18 protein-coding genes are annotated in these 21,231 nt (G+C 67.3%); 6 read left to right on the top strand and 12 right to left on the bottom strand.

What is annotated here, in order from left to right; all coding sequences use genetic code 11:
- Positions 1 to 125: 125 nt before the first annotated feature.
- The 5 genes from AC57BR_RS21100 to AC57BR_RS21080 all read right to left on the bottom strand — a co-directional run bounded on the left by AC57BR_RS21100 (position 126) and on the right by AC57BR_RS21080 (position 5,939).
- On the bottom strand, positions 126 to 1,547 hold the full coding sequence (locus AC57BR_RS21100; RefSeq protein WP_496364160.1) for a sulfate adenylyltransferase subunit 1: 1,422 nt from the start codon (positions 1,545 to 1,547) through the stop codon (positions 126 to 128).
- The gene (cysD, locus tag AC57BR_RS21095; RefSeq protein WP_496364158.1) at positions 1,547 to 2,494 is read right to left on the bottom strand and encodes a sulfate adenylyltransferase subunit CysD; all 948 of its coding nucleotides are present in this window, start codon (positions 2,492 to 2,494) and stop codon (positions 1,547 to 1,549) included. The genes AC57BR_RS21100 and cysD overlap by 1 nt, the downstream gene beginning before the upstream one ends.
- Positions 2,491 to 3,210, bottom strand: coding sequence for a phosphoadenylyl-sulfate reductase (locus AC57BR_RS21090; RefSeq protein WP_496365198.1), 720 nt, complete (start codon positions 3,208 to 3,210; stop codon positions 2,491 to 2,493). The genes cysD and AC57BR_RS21090 overlap by 4 nt, the downstream gene beginning before the upstream one ends.
- Positions 3,211 to 3,260: 50 nt before the next feature.
- A complete protein-coding gene (locus AC57BR_RS21085; RefSeq protein WP_496364156.1) occupies positions 3,261 to 5,000 on the bottom strand; it encodes a nitrite/sulfite reductase in 1,740 nt (579 codons plus the stop codon).
- Between the two features lie 144 nt (positions 5,001 to 5,144).
- A complete protein-coding gene (locus tag AC57BR_RS21080; RefSeq protein WP_496364154.1) occupies positions 5,145 to 5,939 on the bottom strand; it encodes a sirohydrochlorin chelatase in 795 nt (264 codons plus the stop codon).
- A 60-nt stretch (positions 5,940 to 5,999) separates the two neighbouring features.
- Here AC57BR_RS21080 and AC57BR_RS21075 point away from each other — a divergent pair, with 60 nt between their 5' ends.
- Complete coding sequence (locus tag AC57BR_RS21075) at positions 6,000 to 6,671, top strand: trimeric intracellular cation channel family protein (protein ID WP_496364152.1); 672 nt, start codon at positions 6,000 to 6,002, stop codon at positions 6,669 to 6,671.
- 14 nt (positions 6,672 to 6,685) lie between these two features.
- On the top strand, positions 6,686 to 7,108 hold the full coding sequence (locus tag AC57BR_RS21070) for a hypothetical protein (protein ID WP_496364150.1): 423 nt from the start codon (positions 6,686 to 6,688) through the stop codon (positions 7,106 to 7,108).
- A gap of 102 nt (positions 7,109 to 7,210) precedes the next feature.
- Here the strand turns inward: AC57BR_RS21070 and AC57BR_RS21065 are convergent, their stop codons facing one another.
- The 4 genes from AC57BR_RS21065 to AC57BR_RS21050 all read right to left on the bottom strand — a co-directional run bounded on the left by AC57BR_RS21065 (position 7,211) and on the right by AC57BR_RS21050 (position 11,711).
- On the bottom strand, positions 7,211 to 8,050 hold the full coding sequence (locus tag AC57BR_RS21065; RefSeq protein ID WP_496364148.1) for a DUF559 domain-containing protein: 840 nt from the start codon (positions 8,048 to 8,050) through the stop codon (positions 7,211 to 7,213).
- A gap of 432 nt (positions 8,051 to 8,482) precedes the next feature.
- The gene (locus AC57BR_RS21060; RefSeq protein ID WP_496364146.1) at positions 8,483 to 9,583 is read right to left on the bottom strand and encodes a polyprenyl synthetase family protein; all 1,101 of its coding nucleotides are present in this window, start codon (positions 9,581 to 9,583) and stop codon (positions 8,483 to 8,485) included.
- A gap of 9 nt (positions 9,584 to 9,592) precedes the next feature.
- Positions 9,593 to 10,927, bottom strand: coding sequence for a geranylgeranyl reductase family protein (locus AC57BR_RS21055; RefSeq protein ID WP_496364144.1), 1,335 nt, complete (start codon positions 10,925 to 10,927; stop codon positions 9,593 to 9,595).
- A gap of 4 nt (positions 10,928 to 10,931) precedes the next feature.
- The gene (locus AC57BR_RS21050; RefSeq protein WP_496364142.1) at positions 10,932 to 11,711 is read right to left on the bottom strand and encodes a demethylmenaquinone methyltransferase; all 780 of its coding nucleotides are present in this window, start codon (positions 11,709 to 11,711) and stop codon (positions 10,932 to 10,934) included.
- Positions 11,712 to 11,833: 122 nt separating this feature from the next.
- On the opposite strand from AC57BR_RS21050, the gene AC57BR_RS21045 reads away from it, so the two are divergent.
- The 4 genes from AC57BR_RS21045 to AC57BR_RS21030 all read left to right on the top strand — a co-directional run bounded on the left by AC57BR_RS21045 (position 11,834) and on the right by AC57BR_RS21030 (position 15,895).
- Positions 11,834 to 13,186, top strand: coding sequence for an isochorismate synthase (locus AC57BR_RS21045; RefSeq protein WP_496364140.1), 1,353 nt, complete (start codon positions 11,834 to 11,836; stop codon positions 13,184 to 13,186).
- Positions 13,187 to 13,383: 197 nt separating this feature from the next.
- The gene (locus AC57BR_RS21040; RefSeq protein WP_496364138.1) at positions 13,384 to 14,190 is read left to right on the top strand and encodes an ABC transporter substrate-binding protein; all 807 of its coding nucleotides are present in this window, start codon (positions 13,384 to 13,386) and stop codon (positions 14,188 to 14,190) included.
- Between the two features lie 98 nt (positions 14,191 to 14,288).
- A complete protein-coding gene (locus AC57BR_RS21035) occupies positions 14,289 to 15,080 on the top strand; it encodes an amino acid ABC transporter permease (RefSeq protein ID WP_496364136.1) in 792 nt (263 codons plus the stop codon).
- Between the two features lie 11 nt (positions 15,081 to 15,091).
- Positions 15,092 to 15,895 carry an amino acid ABC transporter ATP-binding protein gene (locus tag AC57BR_RS21030; protein WP_496364134.1) on the top strand — a complete coding sequence of 268 codons (804 nt, stop codon included), beginning with the start codon at positions 15,092 to 15,094 and terminating at the stop codon, positions 15,893 to 15,895.
- A 92-nt stretch (positions 15,896 to 15,987) separates the two neighbouring features.
- Here the strand turns inward: AC57BR_RS21030 and AC57BR_RS21025 are convergent, their stop codons facing one another.
- The 3 genes from AC57BR_RS21025 to AC57BR_RS21015 all read right to left on the bottom strand — a co-directional run bounded on the left by AC57BR_RS21025 (position 15,988) and on the right by AC57BR_RS21015 (position 21,187).
- Entirely contained in the window at positions 15,988 to 16,938 is a 951-nt protein-coding gene (locus AC57BR_RS21025) for a hypothetical protein (protein ID WP_496364132.1), read from the bottom strand.
- A 153-nt stretch (positions 16,939 to 17,091) separates the two neighbouring features.
- On the bottom strand, positions 17,092 to 18,771 hold the full coding sequence (gene menD / locus AC57BR_RS21020; RefSeq protein WP_496365197.1) for a 2-succinyl-5-enolpyruvyl-6-hydroxy-3-cyclohexene-1-carboxylic-acid synthase: 1,680 nt from the start codon (positions 18,769 to 18,771) through the stop codon (positions 17,092 to 17,094).
- A gap of 325 nt (positions 18,772 to 19,096) precedes the next feature.
- Entirely contained in the window at positions 19,097 to 21,187 is a 2,091-nt protein-coding gene (locus AC57BR_RS21015) for a PhoX family protein (protein ID WP_496364130.1), read from the bottom strand.
- Between the last annotated feature and the right edge of the window lie 44 nt (positions 21,188 to 21,231).

The following is a 21,231-nucleotide window of genomic DNA, read 5'->3' as shown; positions in this document are numbered from 1 at the left end:
ACTCTTGATGATGGTGGGCCGGTCTGGGCATGGCAAGGGCCCGGAATCCGCGAAATCGCCGGAAACGTGTGAGGTCGCCGCAAGTTTGCGGCGACCTCACACGTTTCCGGCGATTTCGGCGCCGATTAGATCGAGTAGCGCTCGTCCTCGTGGTCGCCCGGGTGGTCCTTGACCAGGCCGGCGGCAAGGGTGTTGCCGTCGAGCGGGTCGATCACCAGGAACGCGCCCGTGCGGCGGTGGTGCAGGTAGTTCTCGAGCGGCAGCGGGGCGGCGAGCCGGAGCTGCGCGTGCCCGATGTCGTTGAGCTCCAGGGTGGACGCGCCTTCGAGGTTGAAGGTGGCCAGGTCCAGCTTGCCGTTGACGCTGCGGACCAGGGCCTGCACGGTGCGGGTGCCGTGCTTGACCAGGACCTTGGCACCCTCGCGGAGCGGCTTCGGGGACAGCCAGCACAGCTGCGCGTACAGGTCGGCCGAGCTTTCGCGGACCGTGCCTGCGGCGGCGATCGTGTCACCGCGGGCAACGTCGAACTCGTCGGCCAGGCGGATCGCCACCGACTGCGGGGCGGAGGCTTCCTCCAGCGAGGCGCCGGCGAAGTCGATGCCGATGACCGTGGTGGTGCGCGGGTCCTGGCCAGGCGTGAGCACAGAAACCTTGTCGCCCACCTTCACGGAACCCTCGGTGATCTGTCCGGCGTAAGCGCGGTAGTCGCGGTATTCCTCGACGTCGAGCCCGCCGGCAACGGCGTCCGGTGCCAGCGCACCCTGCGGCCGGATCACCAGCTGTACAGGGAAGCGGAAGCTCTCCAGGTGGCTTTCGAGTTCATCGGCGGCCGGCAGCGTCTCAAGCACCTCGAGCAGCGCCGGGCCGGTGTACCAGGGGGTGCGCTCCGAGCGCTCCACCACGTTGTCGCCGTCGAGCGCGGAAACCGGAACCACCAGCAGGTCGGCGATGCCGTCGGAGCCGAGGCCCAGCTCGCGGCCCACCTGCTGCACGTCGGCTTCGATCTCGCGGAAGACGGTCTCGCTGAAGTCCACGAGGTCGATCTTGTTCACGGCCACGATCACGTGGGCCACGCGCAGCAGCTGCAGCACGGACAGGTGCCGGCGGGTCTGCTCCAGGACACCCTTGCGGGCGTCAATGAGTACGACGACGGCATCCGCGGTGGACGCGCCGGTCACCGTGTTCTTGGTGTACTGCACGTGCCCGGGGCAGTCCGCCAGGATGAAGCTGCGGCGGTCCGTGGCGAAGTAGCGGTAGGCGACGTCGATGGTGATGCCCTGCTCGCGCTCGGCACGCAGGCCGTCGGTCAGCAGCGCCAGGTCGATGCCGCCGGCCGCGCCGCCGAAGCCGCGGTCCGCGGAGGTGCGGGCAACGGCGTCGAGCTGGTCGGCGAGGATGGCCTTGGAGTCGTGCAGGAGGCGGCCCACCAGAGTGGACTTCCCGTCGTCGACCGATCCCGCGGTGGCGAAGCGGAACAGCGAGGCGGAAGCGAGCGGGGCCTCGTCCAGGAGCGCCGCGGCGCGGGCGGTGTCAATGTCGGTAGTCATTAGAAGTAGCCGTCCTTCTTGCGGTCTTCCATGGCGGCCTCGGAGATGCGGTCATCCGCACGGGTGGCGCCACGTTCGGTGATGGTGGAGGCGGCAACTTCGATCACGACGTCGCGCACGGTGGCGGCGGCCGATTCGACGGCGCCGGTGCAGGACATGTCACCGACGGTCCGGTAGCGGACGGTCTTGGTGATCACTTCCTCGTGCGGCAGCGGCTGGGACACCTCGCCCACGGCGCGCCACATTCCGTCGCGGGCGAAGACCTCGCGCTCGTGGGCGTAGTACAGGCCCGGAAGTTCGATGTTTTCGCGCTCGATGTAGCGCCACACGTCCAGCTCGGTCCAGTTGCTGATGGGGAACGCGCGCACGTGCTGGCCCACGGTGTGGCGGCCGTTGTACAGGTTCCACAGCTCCGGGCGCTGGTTGCGCGGATCCCACTGGCCGAACTCGTCACGCAGGCTCAGGATGCGCTCCTTGGCGCGGGCCTTGTCCTCGTCGCGGCGGCCGCCGCCGAAGACGGCGTCGAACTTGTTGGACTGGATGGCGTCCAGCAGCGGAACGGTCTGCAGCGGGTTGCGGGTGCCGTCGGCACGCTCCGCCAGTTCGCCGCGGTCGATGAACTCCTGGACGGAGCCGACAACGAGCTTCAGGCCCAGCCGCTCAACGGTCCGGTCGCGGAAGTCGATGACCTCGGGAAAGTTGTGGCCGGTGTCCACGTGCAGCACCGGGAACGGGACCTTGCCCGGCCAGAACGCCTTGGTGGCCAGGTGCAGCATGACCACGGAGTCCTTGCCGCCGGAGAAGAGCAGCGCCGGCTTCTCGAACTCGGCCACAACCTCGCGGATGATGTGGATCGCTTCGGATTCGAGGGTGTCCAGGCTGGAGAGGCGCGTTGAGACAGGTGCGTCGGTCACCAGGGTGGTCTCCTCAGTTAGGAAAGTGCTCATACGTGTAGTCCGCATTCTGTCTTGTTGGTTCCTGCCCAGCGGCCGGCGCGGGGGTCCTCGCCGGCAGCCACCTTGCGGGTGCAGGGCTGGCAACCGATGGAGGGGTAGCCCTGGGACAGGAGCGGGTTGACGGGCAGGAGGTTGTCGTCGGAGTACTGGACCAGCTGGTCGAACGTCCAGGCGGCCATCGGGTTGACCTTGACCAGGCCGTTGGCCTCGTCCCACGTCACCAGCGGCGTGTTGGTGCGGGTGGGGGCCTCGTCGCGGCGGACGCCGGTGAACCACAGTTCGTAGCCGGCGAGGGTGCGGCGGAGCGGGGCCACCTTGCGGAGGGCGCAGCACTGGGCGGCGTCGCGGGCGAACAGGTCCTTGCCCAGGAGCCGGTCCTGCTGTTCCACGGTGTTCTCGGGGAGCACGTCCACCACGTTGACGCGGAGGTTCGCGGCCACCTCGTCGCGCGTGGCGTAGGTTTCCGGGAAGTGGTAGCCGGTCTCCAGGAAGAGGACATCGACGCCGGGAAGCTGGTCAGCGACCAGTGCCGGCAGGACTGCGTCGGCCATGGAGCAGGCGACGGCGACGGCGGGCATGTCGAAGTTGCGCTCGACCCAGGCGATGACGTCGCGGGCCGGGGCGTCCCAGCCGAGCTCGGCAGCGCCGGCCTCGGCCAGGGCCTTCAGCTCCTCATGGGAACGCTTGGCGGGGGCAGGGGATGCCACTGGGGTCTCGACAGGCTCGACCACCGGGTCGATACCCAATGCGTGCTTGCTCACTGCAGTGCCTCCTCATCTGCGGCGTGCGCCCACTCGGCGAAGGTCTGGCCTTCGGCGCGGTCGGCCACGAACCGGCGGACAACCCGCTCCACGTAGTCCGGCAAGTCGGCCACGTAGACCTTCAGGCCGCGGACGGTACGTCCGAGGCCGGCCTCTTCGCGGTCCGAGGAAGCCAGCCCGCCGCCCAGGTGGACCTGGAAACCCGGGGTGGGGTCGCCGTCGGGCGTGGGGAGCATCATGCCCTTGAGCCCGATGTCCGCGGTCTGGATGCGGGCGCAGGAGTTGGGGCAGCCGTTGATGTGCAGGGACAGGGCCTGCGGGAGCTGGCCGCTGTCGGCCAGGTCCGCGAGTCGGCGCTCCAGCTCGGCGACGGCGGTGGCGGCGGTGACCTTCGTTTCCACGATGGCCAGCTTGCAGTACTCGATGCCGGTGCAGGCGATGGTGCCGCGGCGGAACACGGACGGACGTGCGGACAGGCCCAGCGCGTCCAGTTCGGCCACGAGCGGCTCCACCTCGTTCTTCTCCACGTCCAGCACCACGATCTTCTGGTGCGGGGTGGTGCGCAGGCGGTAGGAGCCGCGGGCCTCGAGGGTGTCCGCGAGCTTCACCAGCTGCGCGCCGGAGAGGCGGCCGGCGATGGGGGTGGCGCCGATGAAGAACTTGCCGTCCTTCTGCTCGTGCACGCCCACGTGGTCGCCCGGGGTGGACGGCTTGGGTGCGGCGGGACCGTCGGCGAGCTTGTAGCCGAGGTATTCGTCCTCGAGGATCTGGCGGAACTTCTCCGGACCCCAGTCGGCCATGAGGAACTTCAGGCGCGCCTTGGTGCGCATGCGGCGGTAGCCGTAATCACGGAAGATGCTGGTGACGCCGAGCCATACATCGGCGGCCTGCTCAGGCTTCACAAAAGCACCGAGGCGCTTGCCGAGCATCGGGTTGGTGGAGAGTGCGCCGCCGGCCCAGAGGTCGTAGCCGATGCCGAGTTCGGGGTGCTTGACGCCCACGAGGGCGAAGTCGTTGATCTCGTGCACCACGTCCTGGCTGGGGTGGCCGGTGATGGCGGTCTTGTACTTGCGCGGCAGGTTGGACAGCAGCGGGTTGCCGATGAACCGTTCGCCCAGCTCTTCGATGAGCGGGGTGGGGTCGATGATCTCGTCCTTGGCGATGCCGGCCACCGGGGAGCCGAGGATGACACGCGGAACGTCGCCGCAGGCCTCGGTGGTGGACAGGCCGTTGCTCTCGAGGCGGCGCCAGATCTCGGGGATGTCCTCCACTCGGATCCAGTGCAGCTGGATGTTCTGGCGGTCCGTGAGGTCCGCGGAACCGCGGGCGAAGTCCACGGAGATCTGGCCGATGACGCGCAGCTGCTCCGTGGTCAGCGCTCCGCCGTCGATGCGGACGCGGAGCATGAAGTACTTGTCCTCAAGCTCGTGCGGCTCCAGCGTTGCGGTCTTGCCGCCGTCGATCCCGGGCTTGCGCTGCGTGTACAGGCCCCACCAGCGGAACCGGCCGTGCAGGTCCTGGCCGGGGATGGCGTCGAAGCCTTCCTTGGCGTAGATGGACTCGATACGCTCGCGGACGTTGAGGCCGTCGTCTTCCTGTTTCCAGGTTTCGTTGGCGTTAAGCGGGGTGGTTCCGTCCACCTTCCACTGGCCGTGAGGCTTGGCGGCGGGTCGGGAGGCACGGGCGGGGCGCGCGGGCTTGTCCGTGGACGCTCCGGCTAGAGCTGTATCAGTCATGCATCGACTGTAGAGCCGCGCCGAAATACGTCACAAAGGACCGGAAATGCTAAGTCACCTAAGGAAACATTTCGTCATGACTCGCCGGGAGGCCTTGAACGGCGCCGCCGGCTGTGCTTTCGGCGGCCTGCTTCCCGGCGCTTTTCAGGACTTGACGGCGTGGGCGGCCAGGGCGGCGTCGTACCGTTCCAGCGCGATCTCCGCGAGCACCGGCGAGGGCAGCAGCGGCTCGGTCACGAGGTCCGCCCCGGCCTTGGCGAGCTGGTCATGGAAGAAGCCCGGCGCCAGCAGATACGAGGCCACTACCACGCGCCCGCCAACGCTCACGCCCCCGGCCGACTCCCCCGCCCCGGCGCCGCCCGCGGCTTCCTCGCGGAGCATGGCGACGGCGTCAGGCACCGACGGTTTGGCCGAGGCGCCGTACGCGGGCACGATCCGGTTGGAGCGGAGGTCCCCCAGCTGCCCGGCCAGTTCCTCGACGCTGACGGCGGCGTTCGGGTTGGATGAGCCCGCGGCGGCGAGGACGATCGCGTCGTTGTCCGTAACACCTGCCTCCCGCAGCCGCTGGTCCAGCAGGGCGGCGAGGCGGGGGTCGGGCCCCAGCGGCGCCGCAGCAACCGTGCCGGGCCGGCTCTTGACAGCCTTCGCGATGTCCACCTTCACGTGGTAGCCCACGCTGAGCAGCAAGGGAACGACGACGGCGGAGGCACCGGCGGTGCCCGGCTCGCCGTCGCCCGGTACGCCGTCGGCCGGTACTACGGAGCCGGGGAGCCCGGCCACCACGTCCACCAGATCGGGCTGCTGGACGTCCACATACGCTTCGCGGACGTCCAGCCCCGGACGCAGCGCGGCAATGGCGTCACGGAGGGCGTTGACCTCGGCGGCTCCCTGCGCGTTGGAGGTCCCATGGGCACAGGCGATCAGGATCGGGCTATTCATAGGGGCTAGCGTAACGTTGGAGCTGCACTGTCCGCCCCTTGAAATATGCCGGGACGCTCCATGACTTTCTCTTTTGACATCGCCCTGGCATGGCTGGACCTGGCCGGCATCTTCTTTTTCGCGGTGTCCGGATCTCTGCTCGCCGCACGGAAGCAGTTCGACCTCCTCGGGTCCCTTCTGCTCGCCTCACTGGTCTCGCTGGGCGGCGGCGTAATCCGCGACATTATCCTGAACTCCGGCCCGCCTGCCGCGTTCAGCAACCCGGCCTATCTGGTGCCGCCCCTGCTTGCCACCGGGCTGGTGTACTACCTGTTCTCCAGCGTGCAGCGCTTCACCTCACTCCTCATCCTGTTCGACGCCGCCGGCCTGGCCCTCTTCTGCATCACGGGGACGCTCAAGGCACTGTCCTTCGGAATGAACCCCGTCGCCGCCGTGCTGCTCGGCGTCACGACGGCGGTGGGCGGCGGGCTGCTGCGCGACATCACCGCCAACGAGGTGCCGCAGCTGTTCGACGCCCGGGACCTCTACGCACTGCCTGCCTTCACGGGCGCCGCGCTCACCACCATCCTGTGGGTCATCGGCGCCTTCAATCCCCTCTCGGCGTGCGCTGTGGCGGCCCTGGTCTTCGCGTTCCGGGTGGTGGCCCGGCGCAGGTCGTGGCGCATTCCGCTGGCCGTCCGCGGGTGGCACCGGCTGGGGCTCGACAGCGGGAATTCGAGGGGCCGGGATTAGTTAGGATAAGAGCCATGACTGACATGTTCCTCGAGAAGTTCCGTGCGCTTGTTCCGAAGTATCTCGAAGACGAATGGCAGGACGAGGACGGGCTGTCCGCCGAGGAGCTGGACGCGGAGCTCTCCGATCACCAGTTCACCATCCCCCTGGTGCTGCGCGAGTTTTACCTGGCGCTTGGCGGGTGCGAGGACCTCATGGAGGCCTACCACTACTTCTGGGACCCCGAGGAACTCGAAGTGGACGACGAAGGCTTCCTCATGTTCCTCGAGGACGAGGAAGAAAACTTCACCTGGGGCTTCCGCATCGGCGACCTGAGCGTCCCGGACCCCATCGTGTACCGCCGGAACAACGCCCGCGGCCAGTGGAAGAGCGAGGAAGGCACCTTCTCGGAGTTCGTCTTCGACATGTTCGACTGGGCCTTCAACGACGAGGACTAGTTTCTGCTGCCGTCCTGACCCTGTCTGGCCGCGGACGTCCTGCAATTCGCTGCCCAGGCGGCGTGTCGTGGGACCCGCAGACCAAAGCAGGTCACGACGGCGTCACTCAGGTCCGAATTTGCCCACAGACCGGAGCCGGAGCACCGCCAGGACCTCCTCCACCATTGCCGCGGGACGGTACACCACGTCGTCGTAGTAATAGCGCAGCGTTAGGTAGCCCCCAAGCATGCCCGCATTGTTCCTCCGCTGGTCCTTCTTGACCTGCCGGGGCTGGAAGTGTGTGGAGCCGTCTAACTCCACCACCAAACACTCCTCAACCAGGCAATCCACCTCGCCTACCCCCGGCAGAATGACGTGCATGCGAATCCGGAGGCCGGCGCGGACAAAGTGCGTATGGGCCAGCACCTCCAGCACGGAGTCTGCCCGCGGAATCAGTAGATCCAGCACCGCGCGGGCGCGGCCGTTCCTGTTCCCGACGAGCTTGGACCGCAAGAAGTTGGCTGTGATCTGACCCCGTCCTGTGGCTGACTGCACCACGGCCAGCGCTTCAAGCTCCGGCAGGCACTTCAGTGCGTGAAGAAGCACGTCGGCAAGGCCAGCCAAGGGATAGGTGGGGTCGGGGGCGTGTGTACATGGCCCGTGGTCAACTACCCCGGCCTTTGGCACTCCATTGCCGCAGCTCAGGTGTAATTCCCGGGGTGGATACAGCAACCAGAGGCTGTAGAAACGTACCGCCGACACGCACGTGAGCCGGCCGTTCGCCCTAAAGGCGGCCAGGACGCCGTCGTCCGCGTTGTGCAGTGAATAGACTCCCCGCAGCGGCCGGTAGAGCCGGCCGGAATTAACGGCAGCTTCGAGTAAGGGCCGGCAGAACCCGGCGCGCATGAGGTCACGCCTCTTGGCCACTCCGCCACGCCGCACTAGATAATTCTCAAGGTCCATCCCTCCACGGTCCCCATGCCCCGCGGCGCTGGGGAGGCGCGGATTTGCCTATGTGCATAAGGCGGCCGCGACCGTCGCGACCCACTTCCGCGGCCTATTTCCGCCGGCGGGCACGTCCAGCGGCGTGTCCTCCTCGGAGGGTGGCCAAATAAGGTCACGACGGCGCGGCACCGGCAGCGGGATGACCAAAAGCTGTGTGACACGCCGATTAACAGAAGATTTGGCGGATGTGACAAAGCTGTCATAGAGTGTTTCTCGGATCCACTGAATGCCTCCGGTGGATTTGATGCGAACGGAGAGGCGGCCCCGGTTCCCCGCAGCGTATGACTCGTGACGCTGCTTGAAACCGGGGCCGTTCCGGTTAAACAGGAAAGGCCCGCACCTTGGGGGGCGGGCCTTCCCTAGCTGGTCTGCTGCCAGCCAGTACAGCTGCTAGCTGGCGCGGTCCACCACAGCGTGCGCGAAGCTGGACAGCGAGGCCTTCACAACGCCCTCCGGCAGCGGCGCAAGGGCGGCGATGGCTTCGGCCGCCCAGGCGCGGGCCACAACCCAGGATTCCGCGGTGACGGGGTGCTCGCGCAGCCCGGCCACAGCTTCGGCGAGGGCCTCATCCGAGGAGAGGTCGCCGTCTATCAGCTTGAGAAGTTCGACGGCGGACTGGTCACCGTCCGCTGCAGCCCTGCGGAGCAGCAGCACGGGAAGGGTGGGGACGCCCTCGCGCAGGTCGGTGCCCGGGGACTTGCCGGACTTGACCTTGACTCCCGTGACGTCGATGACGTCGTCGGCGAGCTGGAACGCGACGCCCACCTTTTCGCCGTACTCCACCAGGACGTTCTCGTAGGCCTCGTCGGCGCCGGAGAAGATGGCGCCGAACTGGCCGGAGGCCGCCACCAGCGAACCGGTTTTGTCTGCGATCACGGACAGGTAGTGCTCCACCGGGTCCTCGTCCGGGCGCGGGCCGACGGTTTCGTGCAGCTGGCCGAGGCACAGCCGCTCGAAGGTCCGGGCCTGGATGCCGAGCGCACGGGAGCCGAGCTCGGACACGAGGATGGAGGCGCGGGCGAAAATGAGGTCGCCGGTGAGGACGGCCACGGAGTTGCCCCAGACCTCGTGCGCCGTGGGGGCGCCGCGGCGGAAGGGCGCGGAGTCCATGACGTCATCGTGGTACAGCGTGGCCAAGTGCGTCAGCTCAACCACGACGGCGGCCTGCACCACGGCGGGCAGCGACGCGTCACCCAGGTGGGCACAGAGCAGGGTCAGCAGGGGGCGGATGCGCTTGCCGCCTGCCTCCACGAGGTGGCGCGACGTTGCGTCAGCCAGGGGGTCGGAGTTGGCGATCGCTTCGCGGAGTTTCTTCTCCACCCGGGCCAGGTTGGTGGTGATGGCAGGACCCAAATCGGGGTCTTCCGCGATGGCCGCGAAACCTGCCGGCAGTTGCAGTCCGGTGGCGATGGCGGTGGTGTTGAGGCTGGGTTCGGAGTCTGGCAGGCCGTGCCCGGCGTGCGTCCAGCTGTGGTTCGCGGAGTTGGTCACGGGTTAACCCTAACTTTTTGTTGCGGAAACCGCTGATTTGGGGCCGGAGGGGGCAAGGGTGGAGGTGTTGGAGGTGGCCGGGACCAGCAGTTCGAGCACGCGGATCACGCGGTCCTCAAAGCCCCTGGCCGACGGGTCGGTCAGGTTGGCCAGCAGCCTGACTACGAAGCGCATCAGCACAGGAATGGGCATCCCGGTGCGCAGGGCGAGCTTCATGACGGCGGGCTTGCCGATCAGGGCCGCGAAGGCACGCCCCAGCGTGAAGTGGGATCCCCACTGATCCCGCACATAGTCCGCGTACCCCGCGAGCCGGGTGTCGGCGTCGGACGTGTTCCAGCCGCCCGAGGCGGAACGGGAGCTGGCGTCAATGATGAACTCGGCCGCGAAGCGGGCGGACTCCATGGCATAGGAGATGCCCTCGCCGTTGAACGGGGACACCATGCCGCCGGCGTCGCCGAGGAGCAGCAGGCCGGGCGAGTAGTGCGGGGTCCGGTTGAAGCCCATGGGCAGGGCGGCGCCGCGGATCTCGCCCACCTGGTTCTCCGGGGTGAAGCCCCACTCGGCGGGCATGCCGGCGGTCCACTCGCGGAGGACCTGCTTGTAGTCGAGCTTGCCGAATTCCCTGGACGAGTTGAGGATGCCGAGGCCCACGTTGGACGTGCCGTCGCCGACGCCGAACACCCAGCCGTAGCCGGGCAGCAGCTTGCCGTCGCGGCCGGGAAGCTCCAGCCAGCCTTCCATCCAGTCGTCGTCGTGCCGGGGGCTCTGGAAATACGTTCGCACGGCGACGCCCAGGGGCCGGTCGTCGCGCTTCTGGATGCCGAGGGAAACGGCCGTGCGGGTGGAGTTGCCGTCGGCGGCGAGCACGACGTCGGCCGTGAAGTCGAGCGTCTCCCCCGTCTTCCGTCCGGACTCCTCCAGGATCGCTGCGCGCACACCGGTCACCCGGCCGTCACCGTCGCGGAGCGCCTCGGTCACGCTATGGCGTTCCAGGACGGTGGCACCGGCGGCCTGCGCGTGGCGGGCGAGTTCCTCGTCGAAGCCGAGGCGGGACCGGATCAGGCCGTACTGCGGGAAGTCGGACACCTCGGGCCAGGGCAGTTCGAGGCTGCGGCCGCCGGCAAGCAGGCGCAGCCCCTTGTTCCGGCGCCAGCCGTCCTGCTCGGGGTGGGGCAGGCCGAGCTTCTGGATCTCGCGGACAGCCCGCGGGGTGAGTCCGTCGCCGCACACTTTTTCGCGCGGGAAGCTGGTCTTTTCCAGGACCGTGACGTCGATGCCGGCTTTGGCGAGGTAATACGCGGCGGTGGATCCGGCGGGACCCGCGCCAACAATCAGTACTTTCACAGTGTCAGCGGGCGGTCCGCGGGAGGTTGCGGCGCAGCTTGGCCACCGGGCCGGTGTGGGCGGCGATGGCTTCCGCCGAGCCGTTGCCGGTGAGCGGCTTGTGGGCGCGGTGGACGGCCACGATGCCGCCGCTCAGGTTGCGGTAGGTGACGTCCTGCCAGCCGGAGTCCTGCAGCCATGCGGCGAGGTGGTCCTGGTCAGGCCAGGCGCGGATTGACTCGGCGAGGTAGACGTAGGCGTCCGGGTTGGAGGAGACCTTGGTGGCGATGGCCGGCAGGGCGCGCATGAGGTACTCGGTGTACATGGTGCGCCAGAGCGGTACGACAGGCTGGGAGAACTCGGCGATGACCAGCTTGCCGCCCGGCTTGGTCACCCGGAGCATCTCGGCCAGGGCCTTCTTGGGCTCGTTGACGTTGCGCAGGCCGAAGGAGATGGTGCTGGCGTCGAAGGTGTTGTCGGCGAAGGGCAGGTTGGTGGCGTCCCCGGCGATGAAGTCGATGTCGGGGCGGCGGCGCTTGCCCACCTTGAGCATGCCGAGGGAGAAGTCGCAGGCCACCACGTTTATGCCCGCATCTGCATATGGCTCACTGGAGGTCCCGGTTCCGGCGGCCAGATCCAGCACGCGCTGGCCGGCCCGGACATCCATGGCATCAACCACAACCTTGCGCCACCGGCGCGTCTGTCCCATCGAGAGGACATCGTTGACGACGTCGTATTTGGGTGCGACGTCGTCAAACATCGTGGCTACTTCGTCCGGACGCTTATCCAAGGATGCTCGGTTCACCATGTCATTGTCTCAAAAGTTCCGCAGGCTCCGTGACATGGGCATCCCCGGGCGTGGTGGGCGTGCTGGGTTACTTGAAGTCACCGTGGGGCTCAAGTGATTCAGAGTAGTGTTGACGCATCATGACCAGAACGCTCCGCACCCTGACAGTCCCTTTGGATGGAGAATCGGCCCCCGAGGGGCTACCGCCGTATCTGGTCCGGGATGACGTTCTGTGCTGGACCCGCCGCGAGGCCGGCCTGGTGGGCTTCGGGGAGGCCGCGCGCTTCACGGCCACGGGCCCCGAGCGCTTCCTCGAGGCGGACATCTGGTGGCGGCATCTGGTCATCGAGGCGGACATCACCGATCACGTGGAGTGCCCCGGCACCGGCCCGGTAGCGTTCGGGTCCTTCGCCTTCTCCAAGGCTTCGGACCACCAATCCCGCCTGATCGTGCCGGAGATCGTGGTGGGCGTCCGGGACGGCCGCGCCTGGCTCACCCAGATAACGGCCGACGACGCCGAACTCACCGAGGCGGGTGCATTCGCCGCCCTAAAGGGGTGGCTGGAGTCGGCCCCGGCTGCCGCCGTCGGCTCCCCTGCGGACGGTGGGGCGACGACGGATCTGCCTGCCGCCGTCGTAAACCCGGACACCGCCACGCTGAAAACCGGTTCCCTTAGCGAAGAGGACTGGATGGACGCTGTCACCGCCGGCGTCGCCGACATCCGCACCGGAAAACTGGAGAAGCTGGTCCTGGCACGGGACATCGTGGCCACGGTCCCGGAGGGCGTGAACGCGGCGGAGGTGCTGCGGCAGCTGGCCGGCCGGTACCGGGAATGCTGGACCTACGGCGTGGACGGCCTCGTGGGCGCGACGCCGGAAATGCTCATCCAGGTGGAAGGCCGCACCGCCCAGGCCCGCGTGCTCGCCGGAACGCTGGACCGCCGCGACGCCGTGGGCGAGGCGGGGCTGCCGCTGGACTACGCCGAGCGGGTCCTCGCCGGATCGGAGAAGCAGCGGCATGAGCACGAGATCGCCATCCAGTCGCTGACCACGCAGCTCGCACCCTTCTCCGAGGCGATGAATGCCCACGACGAGCCGTTCATTCTGGAGCTGCCCAACGTGTGGCACCTCGCGTCCGACGTCAAGGCGGAACTCGCCGAGGTGGAGGGCCACGTCCCCACCTGCCTGGCGCTGATCAACGCGCTGCACCCCACCGCCGCCGTGTGCGGCACTCCCACGCAGGTGGCTGGCGCGCTGATCCGGAAACTCGAGCACCTGGACCGGGGACCATACGCCGGTCCGGTCGGCTGGCTGGACGCCGCGGGCAACGGTGAATGGGGCATCGCGCTGCGCGGCGCCGTCATCGAGTCCCCCACGACCGTCCGGCTATATGCCGGCTGCGGAATCGTCGAGGGCTCGCAGCCGGAGGCGGAGCTGGCCGAAACGTGGGCCAAGTTCCGGCCAATGCTTGAGTCCCTGGGGATCAGCAGCTGATTTCATCCGGCTAGGCAGCAGCGGCACTGCCGCCGCCGTCCGGCATCCCAGACACTCGGGGGATTAAAGCCCTTGAAAAGTGCTGTGGTTTAGTTATCAAATAGTCAAACTTAGTTTTCTGTGATGCACATCTCTTCTTCGGCGATACACTATGAACCGATTTAGTTCCGCATACCCCTGCAACAAAAGGTAAAGAAATGCAGCTCAAGTCCCTTGCCACGGCCAAACTCAGCGCCAAGGCAGCCGCAATCCTCGCCGTCGGGGCCATCAGCCTCACCGCTTGCGGCGGCGGCAGCGCAACCCCGGCTGCCAGCAGCAGTGGCGGCGTGCAGCTCATCAATTCCGGAAAGCTCACCGTCTGCTCGGACGTCCCCTACGAACCCTTCGAATTCCAGAAGGACGGCAAGATCGTCGGCTTTGACATGGACATCGCCGGGGAACTGGCCAAGGACATGAAAGCCGAACTCAACGTGGTGGACAGCTCCTTTGAGGCCATCGAGACCGGCACCGCACTCACCGGTTGCGACGTTTCCATCTCCTCCATCTCCATCACGGATACCCGCAAGGCCGTCATGGACTTTTCCGATCCGTACCTGAACGACGACCTGACGCTCGTGGCAACCGAGGCGTCCGGCATCACGAACCTCGACAGTGCCAAGGGCAAGAAGGTGGGCGTCCAGCAGGCCACCACGGGTGCGAAGTACGCCAAGGACAAGGGCCTCGACGCACAGCAGTTCGAGGACACAGGCCTCCTGGTCCAGGCGCTCAAGGCCGGCACCATCGATGCCGCCCTGGGTAACCAGTCGGTCCTCGGCTACGCGATCAAGGATGACTCCAAGTTCAAGCGCGTCGAGAACTACGCCACCGGGGAAAAGCTCGGCATCGCGGTTAAGAAGGGCAACACCGCCATGCTCAGCCAGGTCAACACCACGCTGAAGCGCCTGACCGACGACGGAAGCCTCAAGAAGTTCGAGACCAGCTGGTTCGGCGAAGCCACCAAGTAGCCGGCGCGCCTGACACCTACGCGGCAGGGGGCCTCGTCCGGGATCTGTTCAGCAGTCCGTGCGGGGCCTCAACTGCGCAAAACGAATGTGAGTACACCATGGCAATGACCGCAAGACAGCGGGCCAGAGTAAGTCTGTACGTCCAGGCCGGGATTTTCGTTGTGGCTGTGGCCGCGCTGATTCTGGCCACCGACTGGAAGACCGTCACCACCAACGTCTTCAACTTCGGCAAGATCGGCCCGATGTTCCCGGACATCTTCTTCTCGGGCCTGAAAAACACCCTGATCTACACGTTCCTTGGGTTCATCGTGGGTCTGTCCGGGGGCCTGCTGCTGGCCCTCATGAAGCTCTCCAGCTTCCCGCTGTACCGCTGGATCGCCACGGGCTACATCGAATTCTTCCGCGGCATCCCGGCACTTCTGGTCTTCATCGCCTTCGGCTATGGCGTTCCGCTGGCGTTCGGTGTCCAGTGGAACGTGTCCATTGTGGTGATGGTCTCGCTGGGCATGGTGGCGGCCGCCTACATCGCCGAGACACTCCGCGCGGGGCTGCAGGCCGTGCCCAAGGGCCAGACGGAAGCCGCGCGGTCGCTGGGCATGCCGCAGTGGCGGGCCATGGTCACGATCGTCATTCCGCAGGCCTTCAGGATTGTCCTGCCGCCGCTGACCAACGAGGTTATCCTGCTGACCAAGGACTCGTCGCTGATCTACGTGCTGGGCCTGACGGCGTCGCAGTACGAACTGACCAAGTTCGGCCGCGACGGCATCTCCAGCCTCGGCGCAGGACTCACTCCGCTCCTGGTGGCAGGTGCGTTCTACCTCGTGGTCACCATCCCGCTGAGCCTCCTGGCCCGGAAGTTCGAAAGCCGCTCCGCGCGGACCAAGCGTTAGGCAGAGAAGTCATGAACGACGTCGAAATTCACTCCCGCACCCAGAGCGGGCGCGTCCACGCCGCGGGTGTTGCCATCAAGGACCTGCGCAAGTCTTACGGCTCCAACGAGGTCCTCAAGGGCATCAGCCTGGACGTCGCAGCGGGCGAAGTGGTCTGCCTGATCGGTCCGTCCGGCTCCGGCAAGTCCACCCTGCTGCGGTGCGTCAACCTGCTCGAACAGCCCAATGAGGGCAGCATCCATGTGGGCGGCTTCGATGCCACCGACCCGGACGTGGACATCGACAAGATGCGCCGCAAAGTGGGCATGGTGTTCCAGCAGTTCAACCTGTTTCCGCACCTGAACGCGCTGCGCAACTGCACGATCGCGCAGACCAAGGTGCTGAAGCGCCCGCAGGCCGAAGCGGACAAGATCGCCCGCGCCAACCTTGAGCGCGTGGGGCTGGGTCACCTCGCCGACCGGTTCCCGGACCAGCTCTCCGGCGGCCAGCAGCAGCGTGTTGCCATCGCCCGCGCTCTGAGCATGGACCCCGAGCTGATGCTCTTCGACGAGCCCACCTCGGCCCTCGACCCTGAAACCGTCGGCGACGTGCTCTCGGTCATGCGGAACCTGGCCAAGGAAGGCATGACCATGCTGGTGGTCACGCACGAGATGGGCTTCGCCCGCGAAGTCGCCGACCGCGTGGTCTTCATGGACGGCGGTGTGGTGGTCGAGGAAGGCGTGGCCGAACACGTCATCTCCTCCCCCACCGAGGGCCGCACCAAGGAATTCCTCCGCCGCGTGCTGGACCCGACGCACATCGAGATCGCCGAGTAGGCTTCCTTATTCCGCGCCGACTTCGGACAGCAGCTACGTGGATCCACGTAGCTGCTGTCCGTTTTCGTAGCGTATGTCGGGATGGGGCCGGCTCACCCTCCGCACGAGGGCCGCCTCAATCTGGGCACCCCGGCCAGGTCCAGGAAGGCCGCGAACTTCCTCGGATCCGCCAGTTCAGACCACGTCCATCGGATGACACGGCGGCCGGTGGCGCGTATGCGGTCCTCCCGGCGCTTTTCGTCGATCACCACTTGGGACGTGGATCTTCCCCGCAAGTACTCGTCCTTCTGGTACTTGACCATGCCGTCGAACTCTCCCGCCAGCCCATCCTCCCGCCACTCGAAATCGAGGTAGCCGACAAGTCCGCTGGCATCGCGGATCTCCGACTGCAGCATGGGTGCTTTGAAGCCCGCAATGTGCATGAAGGCCCGGCTCAGCGACTCCCCTGGTGACCCCGCCGCAGGATCAGCGAATTCCAAGGCAGCCTGGATCCGCCGCACCGCTGCATCGCTATACGGTGCCGATGCCGCCGCGAGCTCGTGTTTGGTCACCGCCTGCAGGCCACGCGGCCGATCCGGTTTCAAAACATGATCAAACGCCACGACGGCCTGCTCGAATGACTCGAAGGCGGCCAGATCAAGCACAGTCCTGGTTCGGCTGGTGACAAGGAGGCCGGACCTCTCTTCGGTGTCCAAGGATTCGGTGTCCACACGATGCCGGCGGACACCGGCGCGGGAGCGCCCGCCGCGGCCGTCATCGGTACAGGCGTGGACCAGCGTGTGAGTGCCCAGCAACGGGACACCCCATACGCAGGCAGCAGACTGCCGGCAGAAAACGGTGGTGCTCCGCAGCGTGGAAGCGGTCGCCTGGATCAACATCGGGTACCGTTCCCAGGGCGTCAGGGCCCGCCACTCCGCGGCCGGCACGTACACCCCCTGCCGGATTCTGCTGAGCTCGCCGGCAGCCTCGAGCCGTGCCAATTGCCGGGTATCGCGGCCCAGCTTGGCATATTCGCTGGTGAGGATCAGGGCTGATTGAGGCATACTTCGATGCTTGCGCCGCATTCGTGCCCTGACCACCGGCTACCGGCGGTATGTGGACAAGCTCGCACACCGGAATCCGCGGCGGTTTCGGACATCCGCACCCCCGATCCGGGGTGCGGATGTCCGAAACCGGTGCGGATCGTCGCGAGGCCGCTACTCCGCGAGCACGCCCGCCACGGCTGCGCTTACCGCCGCCTTGATCCGCCGATGCAGGGCCCGCAGCTCGTGCCGGTCGGTGCGCACCTCAACGATGGTGCGTCCGCTGAACGGTGCGGCAAGCGCCTCGGCGAGTCCCGCCGTCGTGCTCACCGAGCAGTGCCCGACGCCGTACGCCGCGGCGAGTGCCGCCATGTCCACTGAGTGCGGGGTGCCAAAGAGGCGTTCGACGGCGTCTCCGTAGCCGCCCGCCTCAGCGACCGCGCCGTGTTCCAGGAGGCTAAAGATGGCCCCGCCGGAATCGTTGAGGACAACGATGCGGAGCTGCGGCTGTTCCTCCCCGGCGCCAAGGAAGAGGCCGCCGGCGTCGTGCAGGAAGGTGACGTCGCCGAGCAGCAGGGTGGTTTCCTGGTGGCCCCCGAGGGCGATGCCGGTGGCCGTGGAAATGGTGCCGTCGATACCGGCGAGGCCCCGGCTGGCGAAGACCGTGGCGGACGGCTCCGGCGCGGGCTGCCCGGCAAGATCGACGTCGCGGATGCCGTTCGACGAGCCGAGAACCAGCTGGCCGCGGGCATGCTGCCAGACGAGGGAGCCCACGGCGGGACCGGTTGCTGCCTCTTCCGTGGCAAGTATGCCGTCGACGGCATGTTGGGCCGCGGCGCCTGCGAGCAGCCAGGCGTCGAGCCAGGCGGACGGGCCCCGGCCGGCAAACTCGGCGAGCTCCGCCAGGCTGGCGACGGGCGTTTCCCGGCGCCGCCCCGGTTCGTACCAGGCCACCGGCACCGGTTCATAGAGGGCTGCCGGGACGTCCGTCCGCGCCAGCAGCGCCGAAACGGGCCGCGAAAGCGTGGGGCGCCCGAACACCACGGCACGCTCGATCGGCAGCGCCGAGTCCGGGCCGAAGTGCTCCAGCAGCAGGCGGTACGGCCCCACGGCGTTGGGGCCGAAGCGGGAGTTGGACGACGGCTCGGCCAGCAGCGGCAGTCCATGGGCGCGGGCGAAGGCCTCAGCGACCGGACCGGCGTCGTGCCCGGCGAGGACCACGGTGCGCCGTTCGGGAAGGTCTGCCGCGGCGGGATCGAGGGTCATGGTGAGCGGTTCGGTGCCGATCCGGAAGGTCCCGTGGCCGCGTTGCTCCGGCAGCCGCTCCCCCTGTTCGGGAACGAGGGGGTCGCGGAAGGCGAGATTGAGCTGTACGGGTCCCGGCGGCGTGTCCTCGAAGGCCCCGGTCGCGGCGGCAAGCGACGTTTCCACCGCACGCTGCGGACTCTCGCCGGCGGGAACGTCGACGGCGAACCGGACGTGCTCGCCGAACAGGTCAAGCTGGATGGTGGTCTGGTTCGCGCCCGTCCCGCGCAGTTCCTCGGGTCGGTCCGCCGAAACCACCACCAGCGGGACAGCGGCGTGGTTGGCCTCCATCACCGCCGGAAGAAGATTCCCGACGGCGGTCCCCGACGTTGTCAGCACGGCTACCGGCGCGCCCGTGGCCAGGGCCAGGCCGAGTGCGGTGAACCCGGCCGACCGCTCGTCGATCCGGACCAGAAGTTCGACTTTCCCGGCCGCGGAGGCCTCCGCCAGCGCGTAGGCCATGGGCGCCGACCGCGAGCCCGGCGCCACTACGACATACCGGACGCCGCCGTCGAGCAGCGACGCGACGGCAATCCGTGCGGAAGCCATGGACGTCAGCGTGGGCTCGGGATCAGCGTCGTATGGGGTGCCGACAGTGGAGGCGGAAGGCTCGGCAGGTTCGGGGGAAGTCACCGAACCAGTCTGCCACCTACTCAAACGGTCCCTTACTTCCTGCCGGCCCAACCCTCCCTCACATCCCGTCGCCCAAACCCCAACCCTCCCCCACATCCCGTCGCCCCAATGCCAAACGCTCCCGCACATCCCGTCGCCCAACCCCAAACCCTTCCTCACATCCCGTCGCCCCAATGCCAAACGCTCCCGCACTTCTCAACAGGAGAAGTGCCGGAGCGTCGGCGTCAGAGCGCTGCGGAGGCTAGGCGTCGGTGGGGAACACCTGGACCACGGCCGGGCGGGGAGCCCGGACCTGGCCCGGGCGGGGCGTCGCACCGGCGGCAACGTAGTCCGGGAAGTACGAGTGCGGCGCCTCGAAGGTGCCCTCTTCACCCGGGTGCTGCACGGAAACGAAAACGCTGCGCTCGGTATCGTGGACGATCGGTCCGCAGGTTTCGGCGTCGCGGGGCACTGCGAGGAACTGCTCCACGCGGCCGCGCTCGGGGCCATCCAGGGTGACCTTGAACAGACCGTCGGCCTTGCCGATGCCGGAGGGGGCGCCGTCGGTGGAAATCCAGAGGTTGCCCACGGAGTCGAAGGCCAGGTTGTCCGGGCAGGATATCGGCGACACCTGGTCGGCCGGGAAACCGGAGAAGTAGGTGACGTCGCCGGTGGAGGGATCGCCGCAGACCATCAGCAGGTTCCAGGTGAACTTGGTGGAGGTCTGGTCGCCGGTCTCCGTGATTTCGACGATGTGGCCGTCACGGTTCTCGTTGCGCGGGTTGACCTCAGTGGCACCTTCCTTGCCCGGCTTGCCGCGGTCCGAGTTGTTGGTGCACGCGACGTAGACCTTGCCGGTGTGCAGGCTGGGCTGGACGTCCTCGCAGCGGTCCATCTTGGTGGGACCCACCTTGTCCGCAGCCAGTCGGGTGTACACGAGCACTTCCTCAAAGGACATGCCGGCAACCATTGACTTACCGCCGACCACCAGGGGCAGCCATTCGCCGGTGCCGTCGAATGAGCCGTCCGACGGAACGGAGCCCTTGCCGTCAATCTCCGCGGCCGGGGCGTTGCCCGTGAACTTGGCAACGTACAGGTCGCCTTCGGAGAGCAGCGTCATGTTGTGCCTGCGGTCGCCCTCGCGGTACTTGGCCTTGGAGACGAACTTGTAGAGGTAGTCAAAGCGCTCGTCGTCGCCCATGTAGGCCACCACGTGCCCGGACTTTGCCAGGATCACGTTGGCGCCCTCGTGCTTGAAGCGGCCCAGCGAGGAGTGCTTCTTCGGCGTGGAGGTGGGGTCGAACGGGTCCACCTCCACAATCCAGCCGAAGCGGTTGGTCTCGTTTTCGTAGCCGGCGTTGTTGGCGTTGAAGCGGGGATCGTCCAGCTCCCACTGCCGCGCCGTGGCCTTGTTGGTGAGGCCGTAGCGCTTGTCCGAGGCGGACGTGCCCGGAGCAACGAAGTAGCCGTTGAAGTTTTCCTCGCCCGAGAGGATGGTGCCCCACGGCGTGGTCCCGCCGGAGCAGTTGCCCAGCGTGCCGTTGATCCAGCGGCCCTCGGGATCGGCCACGGTCTTGACGAGGTCCGAGCCGGCGACGGGGCCGGTGAGCTCGTAGCGGGTGCTGTTCAGGTAGCGGCGGTTCAGCGGAGCGCCCTGGACGTAGCTCCACGGCTTGTTCTTGTTCTTGCGCTCCAGCTCGACAACGGTCAGGCCGTGGGCGGCCGCACCCACTGCGCGCATCTGCTCAGCCGGCATGCTGGCCGGGAACATGATGTTCTCGTTCGTGTATTCGTGGTTCGCGAACAGCAGCGCACGCCGGCCCTTGCTGCCGGGGATCTCGAGGATATCCGAGTAGTCGTTGTTGTAGCCGAACTGCCGCTCTTGGGCTGCGGCGGTCTGGTTGCCCAGCTCGAACGCCGGGGCGTCCTTGAAGATCGGGTCACCCCAGCGGATCACCGGCTGCCAGGTGAAACCTGCCGGAACCGTCAAGGCATCGACGTCGGATGCAACGGCGGGGATGGCGGTGAACTGCAGCTTGGACGCACCCTGGCCAAAACCGGTCTTGGCGGCGGCAGACAGTCCCGTTCCGCCGTCGGCAACGGCCTTCTCAGTGGAGGTTACGGCTCCGCCGAGCACGACGGCGAGGGCACCGGCGGCGCCGAAGCCCAGGGCGGCGCGGCGGGACAACGTGGTGGAGGCAATGTCACGGAAGTAGCTGTTCGAGCTCGTGTTGCAGACGTCGCCCGCGCAGGCGTTGTCACACTTGAGGGCGCACGTGACGGGACTGCGCTTGCCTTTGGTGTGGCCGAGCATGGGCAGCAGAGCGAACTTGCGTCCGGAGATTTCAGACATGGGAGAGAGACCTTCCAAGGGTTTAGATGCGGCATCGCCACCCT

It is taken from the genome of Arthrobacter sp. BGA-UO-ETr-C19, from assembly GCF_059568005.1.
The sequence above is the reverse complement of the archived record's forward strand: the minus strand, read 5'-3'. Positions and strand labels throughout refer to the sequence as shown.

Coding starts and splice junctions, on each gene's coding strand:
- AC57BR_RS21075 (WP_496364152.1), top strand. CDS start 6,000: ATGACTTTCTCTTTTGACATCGCCCTGGCATGGCTGGACCTGGCCGGC.
- AC57BR_RS21070 (WP_496364150.1), top strand. CDS start 6,686: ATGACTGACATGTTCCTCGAGAAGTTCCGTGCGCTTGTTCCGAAGTAT.
- AC57BR_RS21045 (WP_496364140.1), top strand. CDS start 11,834: ATGACCAGAACGCTCCGCACCCTGACAGTCCCTTTGGATGGAGAATCG.
- AC57BR_RS21085 (WP_496364156.1), bottom strand. CDS start 5,000: ATGACTGATACAGCTCTAGCCGGAGCGTCCACGGACAAGCCCGCGCGC.
- AC57BR_RS21040 (WP_496364138.1), top strand. CDS start 13,384: ATGCAGCTCAAGTCCCTTGCCACGGCCAAACTCAGCGCCAAGGCAGCC.
- AC57BR_RS21025 (WP_496364132.1), bottom strand. CDS start 16,938: ATGCCTCAATCAGCCCTGATCCTCACCAGCGAATATGCCAAGCTGGGC.
- AC57BR_RS21015 (WP_496364130.1), bottom strand. CDS start 21,187: ATGTCTGAAATCTCCGGACGCAAGTTCGCTCTGCTGCCCATGCTCGGC.
- AC57BR_RS21100 (WP_496364160.1), bottom strand. CDS start 1,547: ATGACTACCGACATTGACACCGCCCGCGCCGCGGCGCTCCTGGACGAG.
- AC57BR_RS21065 (WP_496364148.1), bottom strand. CDS start 8,050: ATGGACCTTGAGAATTATCTAGTGCGGCGTGGCGGAGTGGCCAAGAGG.
- AC57BR_RS21035 (WP_496364136.1), top strand. CDS start 14,289: ATGGCAATGACCGCAAGACAGCGGGCCAGAGTAAGTCTGTACGTCCAG.
- AC57BR_RS21030 (WP_496364134.1), top strand. CDS start 15,092: ATGAACGACGTCGAAATTCACTCCCGCACCCAGAGCGGGCGCGTCCAC.
- AC57BR_RS21080 (WP_496364154.1), bottom strand. CDS start 5,939: ATGAATAGCCCGATCCTGATCGCCTGTGCCCATGGGACCTCCAACGCG.
- menD (WP_496365197.1), bottom strand. CDS start 18,771: ATGGCTTCCGCACGGATTGCCGTCGCGTCGCTGCTCGACGGCGGCGTC.
- cysD (WP_496364158.1), bottom strand. CDS start 2,494: ATGAGCACTTTCCTAACTGAGGAGACCACCCTGGTGACCGACGCACCT.